17 protein-coding genes, 1 pseudogene and 1 riboswitch are annotated in these 20,815 nt (G+C 36.6%); of the genes and pseudogenes, 15 read left to right on the top strand and 3 right to left on the bottom strand.

All coding sequences use genetic code 11. The features are described from left to right. Window positions 1-240 precede the first annotated feature (240 nt). The 7 genes from D8M04_RS13690 (at window position 241) to D8M04_RS13660 (ending at window position 6,751) form a co-directional block, all read left to right on the top strand. The gene (locus D8M04_RS13690) at window positions 241-1,254 is read left to right on the top strand and encodes an LLM class flavin-dependent oxidoreductase (protein WP_121523896.1); all 1,014 of its coding nucleotides are present in this window, start codon (window positions 241-243) and stop codon (window positions 1,252-1,254) included. Window positions 1,255-1,290: 36 nt separating this feature from the next. Continuing rightward, window positions 1,291-1,809 (top strand): GNAT family N-acetyltransferase, encoded by a 519-nt coding sequence (locus D8M04_RS13685; protein WP_246001253.1) that lies wholly within the window; start codon window positions 1,291-1,293, stop codon window positions 1,807-1,809. A gap of 145 nt (window positions 1,810-1,954) precedes the next feature. Beyond that, window positions 1,955-2,773, top strand: a complete 819-nt coding sequence (locus D8M04_RS13680; RefSeq protein ID WP_121523894.1) for a MetQ/NlpA family ABC transporter substrate-binding protein — start codon at window positions 1,955-1,957, stop codon at window positions 2,771-2,773. Between the two features lie 30 nt (window positions 2,774-2,803). Continuing rightward, window positions 2,804-3,883, top strand: a complete 1,080-nt coding sequence (locus D8M04_RS13675) for a methionine ABC transporter ATP-binding protein (protein WP_121523892.1) — start codon at window positions 2,804-2,806, stop codon at window positions 3,881-3,883. Continuing rightward, complete coding sequence (locus D8M04_RS13670) at window positions 3,825-4,475, top strand: methionine ABC transporter permease (protein WP_121523890.1); 651 nt, start codon at window positions 3,825-3,827, stop codon at window positions 4,473-4,475. Before D8M04_RS13675 ends, D8M04_RS13670 begins: the two co-directional genes overlap by 59 nt. Window positions 4,476-4,506: 31 nt before the next feature. Continuing rightward, entirely contained in the window at window positions 4,507-5,355 is an 849-nt protein-coding gene (locus tag D8M04_RS13665) for a MetQ/NlpA family ABC transporter substrate-binding protein (RefSeq protein WP_121523888.1), read from the top strand. A gap of 55 nt (window positions 5,356-5,410) precedes the next feature. Then, the gene (locus tag D8M04_RS13660) at window positions 5,411-6,751 is read left to right on the top strand and encodes an LLM class flavin-dependent oxidoreductase (protein ID WP_121523886.1); all 1,341 of its coding nucleotides are present in this window, start codon (window positions 5,411-5,413) and stop codon (window positions 6,749-6,751) included. A gap of 171 nt (window positions 6,752-6,922) precedes the next feature. Here the strand turns inward: D8M04_RS13660 and D8M04_RS13655 are convergent, their stop codons facing one another. Then, complete coding sequence (locus D8M04_RS13655) at window positions 6,923-7,462, bottom strand: ECF transporter S component (protein WP_121523983.1); 540 nt, start codon at window positions 7,460-7,462, stop codon at window positions 6,923-6,925. Window positions 7,463-7,629: 167 nt separating this feature from the next. Between D8M04_RS13655 and D8M04_RS13650 the strand changes: the two genes are divergently transcribed. From D8M04_RS13650 to D8M04_RS13620, 7 genes and pseudogenes are all read left to right on the top strand, one after another. Next, on the top strand, window positions 7,630-8,478 hold the full coding sequence (locus D8M04_RS13650) for a pyridoxamine kinase (protein WP_121523884.1): 849 nt from the start codon (window positions 7,630-7,632) through the stop codon (window positions 8,476-8,478). Window positions 8,479-8,715: 237 nt separating this feature from the next. Then, a pseudogene (locus D8M04_RS20480) lies at window positions 8,716-8,920 on the top strand (cyclic nucleotide-binding domain-containing protein); the annotation flags it as partial. 240 nt (window positions 8,921-9,160) lie between these two features. After that, a riboswitch (SAM riboswitch) is annotated at window positions 9,161-9,267 on the top strand. 318 nt (window positions 9,268-9,585) lie between these two features. Then, window positions 9,586-10,968, top strand: coding sequence for an LLM class flavin-dependent oxidoreductase (locus tag D8M04_RS13640; RefSeq protein ID WP_121523882.1), 1,383 nt, complete (start codon window positions 9,586-9,588; stop codon window positions 10,966-10,968). Window positions 10,969-11,114: 146 nt separating this feature from the next. Beyond that, window positions 11,115-11,393, top strand: a complete 279-nt coding sequence (locus tag D8M04_RS13635) for a hypothetical protein (RefSeq protein ID WP_121523880.1) — start codon at window positions 11,115-11,117, stop codon at window positions 11,391-11,393. 41 nt (window positions 11,394-11,434) lie between these two features. Further along, a complete protein-coding gene (locus D8M04_RS13630; RefSeq protein WP_158595131.1) occupies window positions 11,435-12,892 on the top strand; it encodes a sodium:solute symporter family protein in 1,458 nt (485 codons plus the stop codon). A gap of 245 nt (window positions 12,893-13,137) precedes the next feature. After that, entirely contained in the window at window positions 13,138-13,623 is a 486-nt protein-coding gene (locus tag D8M04_RS13625) for a flavin reductase family protein (RefSeq protein ID WP_121523877.1), read from the top strand. A gap of 714 nt (window positions 13,624-14,337) precedes the next feature. Continuing rightward, the gene (locus D8M04_RS13620; protein ID WP_121523876.1) at window positions 14,338-16,623 is read left to right on the top strand and encodes an ATP-dependent DNA helicase; all 2,286 of its coding nucleotides are present in this window, start codon (window positions 14,338-14,340) and stop codon (window positions 16,621-16,623) included. A 440-nt stretch (window positions 16,624-17,063) separates the two neighbouring features. Here the strand turns inward: D8M04_RS13620 and D8M04_RS20205 are convergent, their stop codons facing one another. Together D8M04_RS20205 and D8M04_RS13610 are read right to left on the bottom strand one after the other, a co-directional pair. Beyond that, window positions 17,064-17,330, bottom strand: a complete 267-nt coding sequence (locus D8M04_RS20205) for a hypothetical protein (RefSeq protein WP_187695450.1) — start codon at window positions 17,328-17,330, stop codon at window positions 17,064-17,066. 185 nt (window positions 17,331-17,515) lie between these two features. Further along, window positions 17,516-18,739, bottom strand: a complete 1,224-nt coding sequence (locus tag D8M04_RS13610; protein WP_121523874.1) for a dicarboxylate/amino acid:cation symporter — start codon at window positions 18,737-18,739, stop codon at window positions 17,516-17,518. A gap of 786 nt (window positions 18,740-19,525) precedes the next feature. On the opposite strand from D8M04_RS13610, the gene D8M04_RS13600 reads away from it, so the two are divergent. Continuing rightward, complete coding sequence (locus D8M04_RS13600; RefSeq protein WP_121523870.1) at window positions 19,526-20,806, top strand: dynamin family protein; 1,281 nt, start codon at window positions 19,526-19,528, stop codon at window positions 20,804-20,806. Window positions 20,807-20,815: the final 9 nt, after the last annotated feature.

Genomic DNA, 20,815 nt, shown 5'->3' with positions numbered 1-20,815 from the left:
TTTAGGAAACCTTGCCAAACAGGAGTGATTTTCTATTAATTACATTTCTGTAACTGAATTAAAAAGACTTAAATTTCATAACGGTTTATGACGATGAAATTACACAAATAGTAACAACCGAGAAAAAACAACGAACTAAATGAGTAATGCCGATTAGACAACTAAAGGCAGCCTTTGATTCCGACTGGAATGGAAGGCTGCCTTTTGTAATTAAATCGTTAAAGAAACTGGAGGGAAAAAATGAAATTTAAACTTGGAATTCTTGATCAAAGTCCGATTTTCAAAGGAAAGACAGCTGCTAATGCATTTCAACATACCATTCAATTGGCAATAAAAGCAGAAGAGTGGGGTTATTCCCGCTTTTGGGTGTCGGAGCACCACAACATGGAACAGGTAGCAGGTTCATCTCCTGAGGTTTTAATTTCACATTTAATAGCACACACAAATACAATCCAAATTGGTTCAGGCGGAGTGATGCTGCAACATTATAGTCCGTATAAAGTTGCAGAGAATTTTAATGTTTTATCAACGCTCGCTCCTGGAAGGGTAGACCTTGGAATTGGGAAGGCACCTGGTGGATTACCATTATCAACAAAAGCATTACAAAATGGAAATATAAATAAAGGAAAAGACTTTAATGAGCGCTTAGCTTTTTTAAAAGATTTGATTGACGACTCCGTTAAAGATAATCACCCACTATCAGGTATTCAAGCTTTACCAAAGCCAGAAAAGAAACCAGAAATTTATTTGCTTGGAAGAAGTACTAATAGTGCATCCTTTGCAGCTGATTTAAAAGTTAATTTTGTTTTTGCTGGATTCTTAAATAGTGATGAAAAGGTACTTCAAGAAACTGTTTATTCCTTTAAAAGTAATTTTAAAGAAGGAAAATTTATTGTAGCTTTAGCAGTCCTTGCAGCACCTACTCAAGAAGAAGCAGAGAAATTAGCAGAAGATCATAAATTATTCACACTGCATCTACATGATGGTCGGACATTAACCGTTCAATCTAAAGAGCAAGTAAAGGCATATGAAAAACAAGCAGAAGGACCATTTGAAGTACAAGAAAAGGCAGCGGATATTATAGTTGGAACTCCAGAATATGTAAAGGGAGAATTAACACGACTTCACTATCTTTATAAAATTGACGAATTTATTTTGCATACCCCGATTCGTAGATTAGTTGAGCGTTTTCGTTCATTCCAACTATTGAGACCACTTGAGATTACAGCAAAAGTGGAATCAAAACAATCTTGATTGATTATGAAAACTCTGCAATGGAGGGTAGTAGTAATGAGCAATTTAATGAGCAATCCAATCTATGTCAGTGAGTTGGTTAGTGAGGATTTTGAAATCGTTCGACATGTTTTAGTGGAAAGTTACCAACAGTATGAAAGCTATTTCAGCCCTCAAGCGTGGGAGGATTATTCAAAGAGAATCTTTTCATCTATCGATAATCCGAATGTAGATAAAATTCTAGTAGCCAAACTTGACCATGAAATTCTAGGCAGCTTGCAGCTATTTCGGTCTGGAGAAAAGGCATATGAAATTCCAGAACTGCAAATCCAGGCACCTACTATTCGGTTACTCGGAGTTCATCCTCGTGCAAGAGGTCGTGGTGTTGGCAAAGCTTTATTAAATGCCGCCATTCATGATGCTAAATCTCTTGGTAAATCGAGCGTATATCTGCATACAACTGATTTCATGGATCATGCAATCCGAATTTATGAAAAACATGGTTTTAATAGAGATGAGTCAAAGGATTTTTCAAGAGGAAGTATTGTATCGAAATGCTACAGGTTAGATCTTTAGGGGGGGAATTGGCATGTTTCAATGGAAGCTTTTTACTTCCTCTATGAAAGTGCATTGTCATTATTAAATGAAATTCAGGTTAATCAAGATGTAGGAATAAACCGGATTACCGTAGAGAAGTAATTCAAAAATAGGAGTGGAGAAAATGAAAATTAAAAATGTTTTTCTTTTAGCGATGACCATAATTGGATTATTTGTAATAACAGGTTGTGGAACAGGAACAGAGTCAGCTTCCGAAAATGAGGAAGTGACATTGAAAGTTGGTGCATCTTCTATACCTCATGCAGAAATATTGGAGTTTGTTGCACCAGATTTGGAAGAAGATGGGGTGAAACTAGAAATTGTGATTACTACGGATGGTGTTCAAACGAATCAACAGACTGCGGATGGCGATTTAGACGCCAACTTCTTTCAGCATACACCATATTTGGAACAAGTTAACGCAGATAGTGGGTTAGATTTAGTAGTCGTGGAAGGTATTCACATCGAGCCGTTTGGAGTGTATTCAAAGGAAATTAATTCGATTGATGAATTATCTGATGGAGCAGAAATCGCTGTTCCAAATAATCCATCGAACTTCTCAAGAGCACTCTTACTTTTTGCAGACAATGGAATAATTAAATTGGATGAAGCTAAATCAGGTGACTATGTACTAGAAGACATTACAGAAAATAGTAAAAATCTCAAATTCATTCCGGTTGATCCACCACTCTTAGTTCATTCACTTGATGATGTAGAAGCTTCAGCAATTAATACAAATTATGCGTTAGAAGCTAATCTTAAACCTCAGGAAGATTCATTAATTATTGAAGGAAATGACTCGCCATATGTCAATGTACTAGTATCTCGTCACGACAACAAGGATAGTGAACCTATACAAAAGCTTGCTGATGCACTAAAAACTGAAGAAGTTAGAGAGTTTATTTTAGAAAATTACGAAGGAGCCGTCGTTCCAGCATTTTAATGTAGATAATCGTAATAAGGAGGGTTATGTTTGATAGAATTTCACCAGGTTTCAAAGGTGTTTGAAAGTAATGGCAATAAAGTCGAAGCATTAAAAAATATTAACTTAACCGTTGAAAAAGGCGATATCTTTGGAGTAATTGGTTTCAGTGGAGCTGGGAAAAGTACGCTCATCCGCACCGTAAATTTATTAGAATATCCGACATCGGGTAAAGTGATTGTTGAAGGGAAAAATTTAGCAAAACTGTCTCAATATGAAATACGGGAAGCGAAAAAAGACATAGGTATGGTTTTTCAACATTTTAATCTTCTAAACTCTAAAACAGTTTTCCATAACGTAGCAATGCCTTTATTGCTAAGTGGATATAACAAGAAAGCAATAGAAAATCAGGTATATGAGACCCTTCGTTTTGTTGGATTAGAGGAGAAGGCAAAAAATTATCCGGACCAGTTATCAGGCGGGCAAAAGCAACGCGTTGGAATCGCTCGAGCACTTACAACGAATCCTTCCATATTATTATGCGATGAAGCTACATCGGCACTAGACCCGGAAACTACAAAATCAATCTTAAATTTATTAAAACGGATAAACGAGGAGTACAATATTACGATTTTAATGATTACCCATGAAATGAAAGTAATTAAAGAAATTTGTAATCGGGTTGCGGTAATGGAAGATGGCCAAATTATTGAAACAGGAAATGTCTATAATGTTTTTGCACATCCAAAAACAGATACAACACGAAACTTTGTCAAATCCGTCATTCGAGATGAAGTGCCTAAAAGTGTTTATCAACTGTTTAAAGAAAAGGATCATTTTAGTCGTATCTTCAAAATTGAATTTTTCGGAGCAGACTCCGGACAACCGATCGTTTCTAAAACCGCAAAGATTTACCATGTGGAAATCAATGTTCTGTTTGGGAACATTACGGAATTACAAGGGATTCCTTTAGGTAACTTAATTGTGGAGTTAATTGGAGATAATTACGAAATTAGACGGGCAATTGAATTTATCATTAATAAAGATATTGAAGTGAAGGAGGTTTTCGAGGATGGAAGTGAGCACAGAGTTGATATTGAACGCGTTGTGGGAAACGATTTACATGGTTAGTGTTTCACTATTCTTTGGAGGAATCATCGGGATATTCTTGGGCGTGTTATTAGTAGTAACGAGGGAAGGACACATCCTGGAAAATCGGTTGATTTATTCAATCGTGAATCCAATCGTTAATATCTTTCGTTCGATTCCTTTTATTATCTTACTTGTAGCAATTATTCCTTTTACAAGGTTAATTGTAGGTACATCAATTGGAACAACAGCGGCGATTGTCCCACTTGTACTTCATATTGGACCCTATTTTTCAAGGTTAGTAGAAAATTCGTTATTAGAAGTAGATGAAGGAATTATTGAAGCAGCAAAAGCGATGGGGGCGACCCCACTTCAAATCATTTATCGTTTTTTAATGCCGGAGGCTTTTTCATCACTAATATTAAGTTTAACAACAGCGACGATTGGATTAATCGGAGCAACAGCAATGGCAGGAGCAATCGGTGGTGGAGGTCTCGGTGATGTCGCCATAACTTATGGTTATCAGCGTTTTAGTTCCATTACTATTCTAGTAACCGTTGTTATTTTAGTAGTCCTAGTTCAAGTAATTCAGGAGGTAGGGAATAGATTGGAACGAACGGCTAGGAGAATGTAGTTAAGAAAATAAACCAGTGGGGGTCTCCATAATGAGAAAATGGATTTTTCCTATCTTTCTAGTTTTCGGTGTGTTATTAGTTGCATGTTCAACCGATACCAGCGTAGAAACTGAACAAACCAAAGTTAGAGTAGGTATTCGAAGTTCGGAACTTCGAACATGGGAATATGTAAAGGAGCAAGCTTCGAAAGAAGGAATAGAAATTGAAATTGTTAATTTCTCCTCTGCGTATGATCCCAACCAAGCCCTGATTGAAGGGGATATTGATATAAATGCATTTCAACATGTAGCATATCTAGATTCATTTAATGAGAATACGAATTCGGAAATTGTTCCAATTGGGACAACAATTATTGCTCCGCTTGGATTGTACTCTAGTAAGTATGAAGCTGTAAGTGATATCCCAGATGGAGCACAAATAGCTGTTCCAAATGATGCACCTAACTGGGGAAGGGCATTATTACTATTGCAAGAGGCAGGACTATTAACTGTTGTTGCAGATTTTGATGGATTAGGTGGAAAAGACAAAATTAAGGACAATCCAAAAAACATTGAAATTGTTCCTGTAGATAGTGCAAATACACCTCGTGTAATGGAAGATACAGCTGGTTCGATAATCAATAACGGGGTCTCTTTAGAGGCAGGACTAACATTAAAAGATGCGCTTATTTATGAAAACCAAACCTCAAAACCATATATAAATGTTATCGCGGCTAGGAAACAAGATAAAGAGAATGAAACGTTTCAAAAGATAGTTAAAATTTATCAGTCAGATAATACAGCCACATTTATTGAAGAAACTTATAAAGGAAACTATCTTCCAACAAGTATTACTTTAGAAGAATTAAGTACGTATAAAGAAACCTATTCGAATAATTAAAGATTGGTATTGATTATCCTAGAAGTAATATAAAAATCGTTTAGGGAGAGAAAAAATGATAATAAGACAAATGAAATTAGCAGCATATTTAATTGGAACAGGTATGCATGTTGCCTCATGGCGACATCAAGCATCAAGTCCAAGTGCAAGTATTGATGTGAAGGTCCTGCAAAAACTAGCACAAATTGCTGAAAAAGGGAAATTTGACCTTGCGTTTGTTGCAGATAGTTTAGCAATCAATCATGAGTCACATCCACAAATATTAAACCGATTTGACCCGCTTATACTAATAACAGCCTTAGCTTCGGCAACAGAGAAAATAGGTATTGGGGCCACAGCTTCGACAACATACAACGAACCATATACACTCGCACGCCAGTTCGCTTCAGTCGATCATATAAGCAACGGTCGTGCTGCATGGAATGTAGTGACAACGGCCGATGCAACGGGACAAACAGCATTAAATTTTAGTCGAGAAAAGCATTGGGAACATGATCACCGCTATGAGCGAGCGGAGGAGTTTGTAGATGTTGTGAAAGGATTATGGGATTCCTGGGAGGACGACGCTTTTACTTATAACAAAGAAACTGGTGAGTTCTATGATCCCGATAAGGTACATGAGCTTCATTATAAAGGTGAATATTTCTCAGTAAAAGGACCACTAAATATTACGAGGTCGAAACAGGGTCAGCCAGTAATTATTCAAGCAGGAGCGTCAATTCCAGGACAAAGACTGGCAGCCCGTACCGCAGAAGTTGTTTTTACTCATTGGGATAATATCGAGGAATCCAGACAATTTTATCAAAAATTAAAATCACAATTAAAGGATTTTGGCAGGAGTGAAGAGGAACTTCACATCCTCCATGGGATATCACCGATTGTAGGTGAAACGGAAGAAATTGCACAGGAAAAACATAATGAGTTACAAAAATTGATTGATCCACATGAAAGTTTAAAATTTGTTTCTGGATATATGGGAAACGTAGACTTTTCTAAATACTCCCTAGATACACCGGCAAGAGAAGTGGATTTTCCAAAAGTTAATAGTATCCAAAGCCAATTCAATGAAATGAAAAAGATTATTGAGGAAGAAGATCTCAAAGTTGGTGATTTATATACAAGATTTTTTGGTGCAGCTAAAAGAGATAGATTTATTGGTACACCTACTCAAGTAGCAGATGAAATGGAAAAATGGTTTAACGAAAAGGCCACAGATGGTTTTATGATTCAGTTCCCTCTATTACCAAGGGATTTGGAGGATTTTGTTGAATTAGTAGTTCCCATATTACAGGAAAGAGGTTTATTCCGACTTGATTATGAAGGGGACACATTACGCGATTATCTTGGTTTAAAGAAACCAGAAAATCAATTTGCAACAGAAAAAGATACGATTTAGATTAAAATACTTTGTCTTAGATGCTTTATTGTTAAAGGTCGTTATCAAAAAACTTATATGAAATAAGGTTAACGTATGGAAAAGGGATTAAGGAGGGTGTTTCTAAAAAACGTCTAATGAAGACCTTTTGTAGTCACCCTCTTTTTGTGGTTGCTTTTTATAATTGGTCATCTATTTAAAATAAGAGACTTTTTTCAAAGCAACACAAATCGGAACAGCAATGATAATTCCTAATACATTTTGAACGAGATCCCCTGGAATAGAAGCTAAAGGTGCAATCCAATTACCGTATAGAATGCTTTCGCCAATGTAATATACAGCAATCATAAATGGAATGGAGACAATGGTTGCCACTAAATTTAAAACGATGCTATTACCTTTATGACCATTTAACCAAGCAATTCTACCAACGATGTATCCCTGCAAACCACGGGCTACAATAGTAATAGGCGCCCACAATACCCAACCCCCAACCATATCAAATAACCCCATACCTATCGCACCAGCAAGAGCTCCTTTTTTAGGACCAAATAGGATAGATGCAATAAACAACATAGCTGTTCCTAGATGAACTAGACCCCCATTTGAAGCAATTGGCAGTCTGATATTTAAAAAGACAGTAGAAACAAACACAAGTGCAATTAACATAGATGTTATAATTAAATCTAGAGTTTTTTGACGTGAACTTAAATGACTTTGAGTATTTTGCATATCTTTTACCATCCTATTATAATTTCCTATAAATTTAGCAAAAGACTGGTATTTATGAAAGTGCCAATTTAATTAAAAACGTTGGGGTCAGTTTGGGTGTTTTCTACATTCTTTTCTTTGTGATAAGATAAATGAAGTTTATTTTGGCCAAGTCTATGGAGGTTAGTATGAAAAAAGTTGCTGTATTACAGGATTTATCATCTTTTGGAAAATGTTCATTAACAGCTGCGATTCCGGTGCTTTCGGTAATGGGAGTGCAAGCAATTCCTTTACCAACGGCTATACTCTCTGCACAAACCGGTTATCCAAGTTATTTTTACGAAGATTTTACATCTAAAATGAATTATTTCACAGAGGAATGGAGTAAGCTCCATGTCACCTTTGATGGAATCTATACCGGCTTCGTTACTGGCAGTGAGCAAATCAATAATATTTTTCATTTTCTAGATAAATTCTATACAAAAGAAACGAAATTACTTGTTGATCCGGTAATGGGTGACGTAGGAGAAGTCTATAAAATTTTTACCGATGAATTGCTGGCAGAAATGAAAGAATTGGTAAAACTTGCTGATGTCATCACACCGAATGTAACGGAGTGCTGTTTGTTATCCAGATTGTCTTATGAGAGACTACATAAGTATTCAAATAAGAAGGACTATATGAAAGCCATAGAAGAAGCGGGGAATACCTTGCAGCAGGAAACAGGTGCACAGGTTATTATTACTGGAGTGAATCCGCCATCAGCGGCTTATAATAAGCAGTTTATCGGAAATATGTATTTAAATGGAACTAAAACCTTTTATCGTGCGATGCCGTACAATGGCAAAAGCTATTCTGGCACTGGTGATTTATTTGCATCGGTGGTTATGGGAGGCATGATGCGCGGAGAGGACCTGGAAAAAGCTGTAGAGCTTGCGGAGGGGTTTTTGGCGGAGGCTATCCATGATGCTTCTTTGGAGGGAATTCCTGAAATAGAAGGGGTTAACTTCGAGAAGTATTTGGGGATGTTGTTATAGAAAAGGTTCTCTAATTAGAAGCAGTGATCGATATCGATAGCCATGTAAAAACCTTAGAATGGACTAGAAATTGAGATAATGGTACACGGTGATAAGCACCGTGTACCATTTTGCTATAAATGGGGCAACAAGAGTTTCGTTGGGCCATTTTTGTCTAAAATTCTTAAATATATAGCAATATAGTTTGAAGGATGTAAGAATATTAGAAAAAATGTATCTTGTGAGGTAGAAAGGAAAATGAATAACATTTTGTTTAAGATTATGACTAAATACAATTCCCACAGCGAAGAAGAACAACAGGATATCGTTCAAAACATTTCTTATAGAAAAATATAAAAAGGGAACAATGCTCCTCAGACAAGGAGATGTCCCAAGTAAATGTTATTTTGTATTAAAGGGTTGTATAAGGCAGTATGCTATACAACAAGTAAACAAACGCATGTAAATACATCATTAAATGTTTAATTAGTGTTTAGCATCATTAGATGATAAAAAACAATAGAACTGCAACATTAGATGGTTAATAAATCAAAGCCGTTTACTTCTCTCTATGGATTAGAAATGTGAATCAACCTAATCTTATATGCAATTTAACTAAAAAGTATCAATAAATCAGATTTTTAAAAAACGTACTTGACTTATCGGATTTGTTGGGATATATTATGTTATAACATTTTAATAATTCTTATCAAGAGAAGTTGAGGGGTCTGGCCCTATGAAGCTTCAGCAACCACTGACATTGTCGGAAAGGTGCTAATTCCAGCAAGATTGATTCTTGAGAGATAAGAGTGGAATACATATACGGTAAACACCCTCTTTTCTCTATTTACAGAAAAGGGGGTATTTTTTTATTGCATCCGGCATGGGCAAAGACTTGCTGGTGAAATTACTATAGGACTGGCAGTAAGAATTGTTGGCAAATGACAAGGGTTTTCACGATGAGGAGAGTCTAGACTTTCATGGCAGGTGAGACTGTATACTAGCCCGAGTCCAATACTGGCAAAACCCTACAGTAATTATAGGTTACATAAATTCAAGAAAAACACCTAAGATGCGCTTAGAAAGAAAGCGATCAAAAATTTAAATTAAAAGTTAGGAGCTAATAACATGACAAATAAAAGAATCTACTTAAATGCATTCGATATGAATTGTGCTGGACTTTATTCACCGGGATTATGGACGCATCCTGCTGATAAATCCTCAACCTATAAAGAAGCCGATTATTGGGTACATCTGGCTAAAGTGTTAGAAAAAGGACGTTTTGACGCTATTTTTCTCGCTGATGTTTTAGGAATATACGATGTTTATCAAGGTTCACGTGACGCCGCTGTTCGTCAAGGGGCTCAAGTTCCGGTTAACGATCCTGCTTTTATAGTTCCTATCATGGCTCAGGCAACAAAGCATTTAGGTTTTGGTTTAACCGCATCGACAAGTTACGAACATCCTTATATCTTTGCTAGAAGAATGTCTACATTAGATCATTTAACCAATGGACGTATAGGCTGGAATGTTGTTACGTCATATTTAAATAGTGCTGCTGTAAATATTGGGTTAGATCAGCAAATTAGTCATAGTGAACGTTATGAAATTGCAGATGAATATATGGAAGTAGTTTACAAATTATGGGAAGGAAGTTGGGAAGAAGACGCTGTTCTTGTAGATAAGGAAAGAAAAATTTATGCAGATCCAGAAAAAGTACATGACATTAGACATGAAGGAAAGTATTTTAAAGTTCCAGGAGCACATTTAAGTGAACCTTCTCCTCAAAGAACACCAGTTATTTTCCAGGCTGGAGCTTCAAGTAGAGGAAGAAAGTTTGCATCTAAACATGCTGAGCTTGTATTTATTAGTGCTCCAACAGCAGAAATTACGAAAAAAACCGTAGACTCCATACGTGAAGAGGCAAAACGTGCCGGACGTCATCCAAATGAAATCAAAATCCTTTCATCACTTACACCAATATTAGGTCGAACACAGAAAGAAGCAGAAGAGAAATATGAAGAATATCAAAAACATATTAGTTATGAAGGTGCCTTAGCACTACTAGGTGGATGGACGGGCATTGATTTTTCGGTATATGATCCAAATGACAAAATTGAATATGTCGATAATGATGCAATGAGATCTGTAGTTGAAAACTTCACAAAAGTGGATCCGAATAAACAATGGACAGTAAAAGAATTAGCTAATTTCGTAGGTATAGGTTCTGTTGGTCATGTTGAAGTAGGTACGCCAGAAAAAATCGCAGATACAATGGAAAAGTGGATCGATGAAGTTGGAATTGATGGATTTAATATTTCTTATGCAATCACACCAGGAACCTTTGAAGAATTTGTAGATGGTGTAGTTCCCATTTTACAGGACCGTGGTCTCGTTAGAAAAGAGTACGAAGAAGGCACTTTCCGAAACAATCTATTTGGATATGACCGTTTACCAGACCATCATACTGCAGCTCAATATCGTGAGATTAACTCGAAATTAAAATTATAAGATTTCTATAAATAGAGATTTAGAATAAGCATTTTAATAAGCTATACAGATAAAGCTAGAGGGGATTACAATTTGCCATAATCCCCCCTCTTAAATTAACTATTAACTTTTTAATAGCAATGAAATTTTTTTCGGAGGTTATTTAAATGCTCAATATCAATTTAAAATTAAAAAATATTATATTTTTAATTTACTACTCTTTAATAACTATTTGCATGACATTCCCGGGGATATTTGATTTAGCTAATAAAATCAATCCTTGGGTCTTCGGATTACCGTTTGTAATATTTTATCTTTTTTTATGTATTGCTCTTTTATGTGCAGGACTATGTATACAATTTTTTATTGAAAGCAAATTAGGTGAGCTGGATATTGAAGTTACCCCGATAGATAACAATGATGTTAGTGGAGGTGAGAATCGTTAAATATCATCCCTTTATTAATGATTTTTCTTTTCTTTGCAGTTATGCTTTTCATCATTCGGAAAAATTTAGGTGTCAGTTCTTTTGAAGATTATGCAACAGCAAGTCGTTCTTTTGGTTTTTTTGCTTTAACCTTTTCCGTTTTAGCAACATGGATTGTAGGAGCCATGTATACTTCCTGGGCAGGAATGGCTGTAACTTATGGATTCACAGCTTTATACTGCATAGCATATGCAATAATCACAATGATTGTAATGTATTACGTTGCTCCAAAAACATATATATGGGGTGCGAAGTATGGCATTAAAACTCAATCCGAATTATTAGGGTTTAGGTATCAAAGTAAGACTGTACGTATGCTTACTGGAATTTGGGGAATTGTATTTACGATCCCCTGGCTAATTGTTGAAATTGTAACACAAGGATATGTTTTTGAGTATGCTTCCGGCGGCCTCATCCCTCAATTTTGGGGCATGGTTCTAGGTATAGTTGTAGTAGCAATATTTGTTTCACTGGGGGGAATGCGATCCGTAGTAACAGCAAATGTCTTTCAAGGGTTAATACTAATCTTTGGTGGTACTGCCTTAATGATTTACTTTATATATAAGTATTTCGGTGGTTTTTCATCAGGATTTGATATGGTAGCTAATGAGTATCCTGAAATGCTCACTTATCCTGGCCCTGGCTGGGACCCGCCGACCCCGTATTGGACATCTATAGTGATTTTAAGTGGTTTAGGAGGTTTTTTGTGGCCATGGGCGTACAATAAGCTATTTGCAAGTGATAGCATTCGAACAATAAAGATTTCTGCTTTGCTAGCGCCAATTATATACGCAATCTTCTTCTCTATTTTTGTCTTTACTGCTATCTTTATTCATTCTTATGATCAGACTCTTTCTGATGTGCAAGGTGCCTTTTTATGGTTAGCCAGTGAATCTGGACCTATCGCACTCGGATTTCTAGGTGTCATAATTATGGCAAGTAGCGTTGGAACAGTTAGTGGTATAATACAGGCCATTAGCACAACTGTGTCACGAGATTTCGCCCAAGTGATAAATAGGAACATTTCAGATAAGAGAGCAATAAATATAGCAAGGATCTCAGTGATTGCTATATCACTTATTTCTTTGCTTATCGGTACCGCTGACTTGGGATTAATGGTTTTTCTTGCTTTATTCACTTACGATGGAATTATCTTGCTTTTCCCAGTTGTTATTTTAGGTTTGTACTGGAAGCGTGCTAATAAAGAAGGAGCAATAATAGGATTGATTGCTGGTACAGCACTATCCATGTTCCTTCGCTTCTTTAATCCAATCTTTATTGAAAGTTGGGGCTGGCAACCGGGAGTTTACGGCTTAGCTCTATGTTTTATTATAATGATAGTTGCTGGGTACATGAAGAAACCAGGTGTTTTTGTAGAAAAATTATGGCAAGACACAGAGGTTCTTTATACAAAAAATGTAAAAGTTCCTACATCAAAGTCAACTTCCCGTGTCAGCTAAAAGTGCATTTGGGCTAACATTTAAATAATGTTTTTAGTCTAGTCAATATAGACTTCTAAAATATTGCCTAGCGCTATAATTCTTCAATATTTAGTTGTAACGACGTGTTTAGTATCAATGTTAATTAATTTCCCTTTTATATTGGTAAGTCATGATTGTAAAAATATTTAGTAACAACCGTTAAATCAATATGGATGCGCATTGCAGTTTGAACAAAAAGAATCAATTTAGGAGGGGGTTTTGTAATGGATGTAAGAGAGTTTCGTAATGCGATGGGTAATTTTGCCTCAGGAGTGACTGTGATAACTTCTAAGGATGAGAATGATAATTTTGTAGGATTAACAGTAAATGCATTTTCTTCACTGTCCCTTGACCCAGCGCAGATATTATTCTGCATTGATAAAGGATCAAGCAGTTTGCCAGCGATTAAAAAGGGAAATGCTTTTGTAGTTAATATCTTGCAAGAAAAACAGGAGTTGGTTTGTCTTGGTTTTGCAAAAAAAGGCGGAAATAAATTCAAAGATGTTCCAATTTCTTTATCTGATGAGGGAGTACCGGTGTTAACAGACAATTTAGCAACCATTCACTGTCATGTTTATGAAATTTACGAAGGCGGCGATCACCTTATTGTTGTAGGGGATGTAGGTGATTTCTCTTATGATGAATCTAAAACACCACTTCTCTTTTATCGTGGGAAACTAAACCCTAAATTTCAAGAAACTATGGCTTAATTTTAAAGCAAAAGGCTGATTAAATTACAAAACTTTGCTGATTTTTTCAGTCTTTCACTTATTTAGGATACGTATGTACCAAATCTGCATCATTTGAAACCCGAATCCCTTCAGATTAATTAATGTTTGGAATTTGTTTAAGCCCATGCTATTATGAGGAACATTGTTTTTATGAGAACAGTTAAACTTAAAAGGCTGGAACTAAAACATCCCCATAAAACATACAAACTACGGCCTTCTGTGTAAACTCAGCTGGATCAATAGCGACTAACATATGATCTGTATCAGTCTCTCGAATAAATTTCGCCCATCGACTTCCATTCTTCCCTTTAATATAATGGAATAATGAATAACCATTGTTTTCCTTGGGTTGAGATAAGTAAGTAGCTCTGCTGCAACTGTATATATCCTCGGAACTCCTCCACTAAATAGACTTTCATTCCATAATGAAACCTAAACAATATAGTCACACCAGAAGAGACAGCAGGCCTTCTCTCTACATGAGTTATTACGAAAGCTTGGTGTCTTGGGTATTAAGGGTCAGTCCCCGCCTCGTTGATTCATTTGTTAACTATCATTAAATTGTGATATCAAGTAAAGGTTAAACCTTCAAAGGGAGAATGGGATCCAACGTTCCTTATGCTTCATCTTCGTATTTCCTAATCCTTCAAAATACTGCTAAACTTAATGTAAGGAAAATCAAGTGGTGATGATATGACGAATGTGATAAAAATATCGGTGCGACATTTAGTGGAATATGTGTTTAAAAGCGGGGACATTGTGTCTGGATTCCGGACCACCACTGCTTTAACAGATGGTACAAAAACGCACCAAAAAATACAGAAAACCTATAACGAAAAGGATCAAAAGGAAGTGTACGTAAAGACGGAAATTCCTTATGAAGATATGATTTTACAAGTGGACGGGCGCTGTGATGGTCTTCTTTTTGACGAAGATGGCCTAGTGACGATTGATGAAATTAAATCGACTTCGGGTTCATTGACGGTGATAGAGGAGGATTCGTATCCTGTACACTGGGCACAGGCTATCTTTTATGGATACATTTATGCCAATGACCATGAGCTGGATAGAATTGACATCCAGTTGACGTACGTTCAGGTGCAGTCTGAAGAACAGAAAAGGTTCAGACGCAGCATGTCCCGACAGGAGCTTGAGGACTTTGTGCACGATGTAGTCAGAAAGTATGTACCATATGCGAAAGCGCTAATAGAGCATAAGAAAAATCGAGATAGCACAAGCAAGGAGCTTGCTTTCCCTTTTGGAACATATCGGGAGGGCCAGCGCAAACTAGCGGGATCTGTGTACAAGACGATTTTGGATAAAAAAGTGCTCTTTGCCAAGGCTTCTACTGGAATTGGGAAGACCATGTCCACTATTTTTCCAGCTGTCAAAGCGGTTGGGGAAGGGCTTCTCCAGCGTTCTTTTTATCTAACTGCCAAAACGATTACGAGAACGGCGGCAGAGGATGCGTATCGGCTGTTAATAGATAAAGGACTCGACATGAAAGTGGTCACGATTACAGCAAAGGATAAAATCTGCTTTCAGGAGGAAACCATTTGCAAGGCAGAGCATTGCCCTTTTGCAGAAGGATATTATGACCGGATTAATACTGCCATATTGGATATCTATGAAAATGAATCGTTGATGACGAGACCGGTAATCGAATCTTATGCACGCAAGCATCGCGTTTGTCCTTTTGAATTTTCGCTGGACCTCGCCTATGCTGCAGATGCAGTTATCTGTGATTACAATTATGTCTTTGATCCAAGGGTTTCATTGAAGAGACTGCTGGAAGAGCAGAAAAAGAAAACCGTTCTCTTGATTGATGAGGCACATAATCTAGTTGATCGGGCCAGGACCATGTACTCTGCAGAACTGAACAAGGAAATGTTTGTAGAGGTGAAGCGGGAGTATAAGGGAAGAAATGATAGCATAGCAGAAGCGGCAAAGTCTATCATTGTTCATCTGGTAGGAAAACGGAAGCAGGATAGTTTTGTAGAGAAGAAGCTGGACGAGGAGCTTGCCTTACTAGTAGAGAATTTTGCAGAGGAAGCGGAGATGGAACTGATTCGCAATGAAGATGCCAGTGAGATTCTGCTGGATGCCTATTTTGCGGCAGATGCCTTTGCAAAAATCTGCAGATTATATGACGAACGGTTTGTCACCTATGTGGAAATAGAGGAGAAAGAGGTAGCAATCAGGCTTTATTGCCTGGATCCGTCCTATCTTTTACAGCAGTTTGGAAAAGGGTTTCGGGCCAAGATTTTCTTTTCAGCAACCCTGGCACCTGGAAACTACTACAAAAATCTATTGGGTGGAAAGAAGGAAGATTATGTTCTATCTATTCCTTCTCCATTTGCAAGAGAGAATACAGAGATCCTGATTCAGCCGTTGTCCACCCGCTATCGTGACCGAAAAGAGACGCTGCACCCAATGGTACGCTTTATCCAGGATGTTTTGAATAAACAGGAAGGAAACTTCTTGGTATTTTTCCCTTCCTACAGCTATATGAATATTGTGCACGACGCCTTTCGAGAGGTGGCTCCTGATGTGAGGACGATTATTCAGGGTACTGGAATGTCGGAAAGTCTGAGAGAGGAGTTCCTGGCTGCATTTGAAGAGAAAGCAGACGAAAGACTGGTAGGATTTGCTGTACTCGGAGGTGTCTTCTCCGAGGGAGTCGACCTAAAGGGAGACCGGTTGAACGGTGTCATCATTGTGGGAGTGGGACTACCGCAAATTGGAATGGAAAGAGATATTATCAAGGATTATTTTACATCCATCGGGCATAACGGGTTTGATTATGCCTACGTATATCCTGGCATGAACAAGGTTCTTCAGGCGGGTGGACGGCTTATTCGATCTGAGTCCGACAAAGGCACCATTCTGCTCATCGATGACCGATTTCTGCAGCCGAAGTATCAGGCGCTTTTGCCAGAGGAATGGCGGCATTTTAGGGTGGTGGGAGATGGGCTGTAACTATTAGTGTTAGCCTGAGATGTGGGGGTCTCGGGAGTAACGTGGAAATTTGCATGAGAATTTGATGGGTCAAGAGAAGGCAGGTCTATGGCGGGATTTCTATGCATAGAAGCATTGTCGTCTATCTAAACAAAAAGAAATAGCCACCCTGCCTGCCATGTAAGGTGAGCTATTTCTATAAATGTTTACCTATGCCAGCCGCTATTTAGCGGCATGTATGTTGCTTAGGATGAGTGTTCCAGCACTCATCCTTTATTTTATTATAATTCTATTTATACTCTACATGATACTTTATTATAATTCTAATTATTAGATGTTGAAGTGTTAATTAATGGGTAGGGTTTATGGGTCAGTCCCCCACTGAACTAAAGGCTCAGTGAGGCGGACTGACCCTATGTGCTTTTGTGCTATCAATCTTATATTAAAATGCTAAATTCCTATTAATATCCTGCACCATAACCCCAACCATATCCATGTCCATGGTAGTGTGGATAATGTGGGTAATGATGATAATGAGGGTAATGATGATAATGCGGGTAATGATGATAATAAGGATAATATGGGTATGGTCTTGGTCTAGGATACGGATACGGGTAGTAGCCTGTTTGTGTTGGGAATTGTCTTTCTTCTTGCTCTAATTCGTTTCCAAACTCTTGTTGATTTTTTTGGGAAAATGATTCTTCTGGATTAAATTCTTGAAAGCTCACAAAAAAAATACCTCCTTTATAATGTGTACACTGTATCTTATGAAGCTTTTTAAAATGTGAAGTTTGTACGATTAAATTTCTTAGGCAAATATACTGAGGTTAAAAAAAGGGTGGTTCTTTCGCTTCATTTTGAAAATAAGATGAAGCCAAGAACCGCCCTTTTGGCGTTTATTTATAATAAAAAGTTATGCTGTTGCTTTATCTTGTTCTGCAGTTGGCTCCCATTTATCAAGCATTGCCGCATTGGCTGTATTGCCAAGAACATTTAATAGTGTTCTGAATCCCTCGGTTAGGCGATCGATACCTGCTACGATGGCGATTCCTTCTAACGGCAGCCCTGCAGCGGTTAAAACGGTTGACATCATAATGATTCCAGCACCGGGAACACCTGCTGTACTAAAGGAGACAATAACCGTACTAACCATAATGCTAATAATGAGAGTAGGTGTGATCTCTACATTGAAAAGCTGTGCAACAAATAGGGCGTTAAAACCTTGCATGATGCAGGCACCATCTCGTTTTAATGCCGTTCCTAAAGAAATGGCAAAACTAGCTATTTCCTTTTTCATCTTAAATGGACCCTGAGCATTTTCGATTGCAACTGGTAAAGCCGCATTGGAGCTTGATGTACCAAACGCAATACCGAAAGCTGGCAGGAAGCTTTTCCAAAAACGTATGGGAGAAATCTTCATTAGGCTTAAGAATAAGAAATAAACAAAAATCATCACGATAACTGCTAGAATTAAACCAATAATATACATAATTAAGTTTTGAACAAGTTCGATTCCTTGGGTTGCAATGATCGAACAAATGAGGGCAAAAACCCCAATTGGTGAAAGTTTCAAGACTACGGATGTGATTTTTCCAACAATCTCATGAAAGCTTTCTACAAAGGTTATAAATGGATTTGCCTTTTCTCCAGCAAGACGAATACCAATGATGATCAGAATGGCTGTGAAGATAATTTGCAATAAGTTCCCAGAAGAAAAAGATTCAAATGGATTTGTTGGAATGATGGAGACCAGCCAATCTATGATTCCTTGACTTTCAGGTGCTTCTTGCTTGCTTAATTCACCAATGTTACTTACGGAGTTGCCAGGCTTTAAGATGGCAGCAGTTGCAATCCCAATTACAAGAGCAACTAAGTTCGTTACAATATATAAAGATAATAATTTCCCAGTAAGCCGTCCGACTTTCTCCGGGTTTTTAATACTTGTAAAACCAACAATCAGTGAAGTAAAGACAATTGGTACAACCACAAACTGAATACTTCTTAAAAATATTGCCCCTAATGGCGATAATACATATTGGTCCAAATTTGGAACAATATTTGGGAAAAAGAGATTAAGAATAATTCCTGCAATGATACCGAGTAGTAAACTGACCGTAATTTTGGTTGATAGTTTCATATAAAACACCTCGTAATTCCAACTAATTTCATAAGATTAATAGTTAATATAGATGAACCAGTATTTTTTGTCAAGACAATTTTTGACAAAAGATTCAATAATGCTGGAATCGGAGTTGAAACACGAGTGAGGAATTAACGTTTAGGAATGTGGAAGATTGCTGGGGAATGGATGCAAGAACATCTCTAATAAATATACTAAAGAGAGATATCCTACTGAATAGACAGAATATCCCTTTTCATATTTCATCTAGCTTCAACTTCTCAATAGTACTCATATTTTTTCATGCCTATCATAGGGCGTTTAAGGAGAGTAGTAGTTATCCGAAGTGTAGGTATACGAGGAAGTTCCTTCCGTTAGATGTTCTGATTTATAATTTCCACGGCAAATATGAACGTAAGTCTTCATATCATTAGGAGTAGCAGATAATGTTTCATTGGTTGCATATTTGAATAATTTTAATGCTAACTCCCTATCTATACCTTTAACTTCTAATAATCCAAAATCCGTGAAAAATGAATTCCAAGCTGTATCATCAAATTGTATTTTCAAACAGGTAAGCTGTGAAAGTGGGTTCCTCTATGAGGTTAAATCTTTGCTAGGCGGTATCCTCTGTAGAATTGAAAAAAGATCAACTTTTCACGTTCTAGAAGGGTCTTACCAGAAGTTTCTGTGTTAGATGGACCTTTCAGAAAAATAATAAGGTACATACATAAATTGGAAAAAATGGTAATATAGTACTGTGCTATTCTACTATTAGAACTAAGAAAGGTATAATGTATTACTATGAAACTAGATAAAATTAAAACATTGGGCCTAATACAAATTTTTTTAAAAACTAATAATTCTAAAAGTACTTTATTCGAATTACAAAGAGACAATTTAGTTTATTTTATTATTAAAGATATTATTGGTGAAAATAATGATAGGGTTGTAATTATTAAGGACAATTGGGCTTCTCCTAGAAATCGTGCTGAGTGGATCCGCAAATACCTTTTAATTCAAAAGGACTCTCGAATAAATAGAAAGTCTATAAAAAAATGGTTCCAAGCTAATGAGTCGCTTGAAATAGAAGAAAAATTGAATCTCGGCATAATTGATCTTTCAAAAGAAACGGAAAAGACATTTAAGTTGCTCCTATATGAATCTGATAAAAACAAAAAATTGAAATATATCGTTGAGGATTATTTAAGTGAAAGAGTTACGATTTCTCCTAAAGTAAAGTCTAATTTGATTCGTATGTATCATAATGCTATTGATCAACATTTGTTTAATAAGAAAAAGACCAAAAGAATCGGTGTTATCAGTCCTTTCACTTATGGAAAATCTGCATTAATCAATAGCTTACTTCAACTAAACTTGTTACAAGAAGATATTTTAGTGAAAACAGCTAAAATCACAACGATAACACATAATGAGGATTATTGGTTGAAGAAAGAAAATCCAACGATGTTTACTATAGAAAGATATAAAAATGAGTTGAATTTTAAAGAGAGACTTTCCAATTTAAGTACATTGAATGAAAAAGGAAGTCACTTGATAGATACAACAATAAATAATTTAAAATTAAAACAAATAACTTTTGTAGATACACCTGGCTTGTTCGGGAAATTCTTTGAGCATGATGAGATTACGGAAAGTATGATCAAAAATTTGGACTATATTATTTACTTGTTAAATCCAACACAACTTGGATTCGAACCATATACTAGAAAGATTGTAGAATGGCAACAAAAATATCAAAAACCATGCATTTTTGTTATGAATAAAATGGATTTAGTAAAATCGAAGGAAGACAGAGATAAACTACATAAAGAGTTTAACAATACATTAAGTCGTAAGGTCCATCATGGTGGGATTTTTTACGTTTCAGCTTACTTAGCGCTAAAAGCACGTCTATACAAAAAAGGTGAGATTGATCTATTAGCATTAAAAAAAGACCCTTTAATATATGTAACGGATGGAGAGTGGGTAATTAGTGGTCGTAGCTTTAAGGAAGAACACGTTGATATTCTTGAAGAATCTAGTGGCATTTTACAGTTAGAAAAATTTTTGAAATCGGTATAAAGGAGAAAA

Origin of the sequence: Oceanobacillus piezotolerans, assembly GCF_003665065.1 — a bacterium.
In the GTDB taxonomy this organism is placed as follows: Bacteria; Bacillota; Bacilli; order Bacillales; family Amphibacillaceae; genus Oceanobacillus; species Oceanobacillus piezotolerans.
Note: the sequence above shows the minus strand (reverse complement) of the source record. Positions and strands in the feature narration are given on the sequence as shown.

Bases quoted from the DNA above. Each gene is read 5' to 3' on its own strand.
- D8M04_RS13690 (WP_121523896.1), top strand. From the start codon at position 241: ATGAAATTTAAACTTGGAATTCTTGATCAAAGTCCGATTTTCAAAGGA.
- D8M04_RS13685 (WP_246001253.1), top strand. From the start codon at position 1,291: ATGAGCAATTTAATGAGCAATCCAATCTATGTCAGTGAGTTGGTTAGT.
- D8M04_RS13680 (WP_121523894.1), top strand. From the start codon at position 1,955: ATGAAAATTAAAAATGTTTTTCTTTTAGCGATGACCATAATTGGATTA.
- D8M04_RS13640 (WP_121523882.1), top strand. From the start codon at position 9,586: ATGACAAATAAAAGAATCTACTTAAATGCATTCGATATGAATTGTGCT.
- D8M04_RS13610 (WP_121523874.1), bottom strand. From the start codon at position 18,739: ATGAAACTATCAACCAAAATTACGGTCAGTTTACTACTCGGTATCATT.
- D8M04_RS13655 (WP_121523983.1), bottom strand. From the start codon at position 7,462: ATGCAAAATACTCAAAGTCATTTAAGTTCACGTCAAAAAACTCTAGAT.
- D8M04_RS13625 (WP_121523877.1), top strand. From the start codon at position 13,138: ATGGATGTAAGAGAGTTTCGTAATGCGATGGGTAATTTTGCCTCAGGA.
- D8M04_RS13650 (WP_121523884.1), top strand. From the start codon at position 7,630: ATGAAAAAAGTTGCTGTATTACAGGATTTATCATCTTTTGGAAAATGT.
- D8M04_RS13630 (WP_158595131.1), top strand. From the start codon at position 11,435: ATGCTTTTCATCATTCGGAAAAATTTAGGTGTCAGTTCTTTTGAAGAT.
- D8M04_RS13600 (WP_121523870.1), top strand. From the start codon at position 19,526: ATGAAACTAGATAAAATTAAAACATTGGGCCTAATACAAATTTTTTTA.
- D8M04_RS13670 (WP_121523890.1), top strand. From the start codon at position 3,825: ATGGAAGTGAGCACAGAGTTGATATTGAACGCGTTGTGGGAAACGATT.
- D8M04_RS13665 (WP_121523888.1), top strand. From the start codon at position 4,507: ATGAGAAAATGGATTTTTCCTATCTTTCTAGTTTTCGGTGTGTTATTA.
- D8M04_RS13620 (WP_121523876.1), top strand. From the start codon at position 14,338: ATGACGAATGTGATAAAAATATCGGTGCGACATTTAGTGGAATATGTG.
- D8M04_RS13660 (WP_121523886.1), top strand. From the start codon at position 5,411: ATGATAATAAGACAAATGAAATTAGCAGCATATTTAATTGGAACAGGT.
- D8M04_RS13635 (WP_121523880.1), top strand. From the start codon at position 11,115: ATGCTCAATATCAATTTAAAATTAAAAAATATTATATTTTTAATTTAC.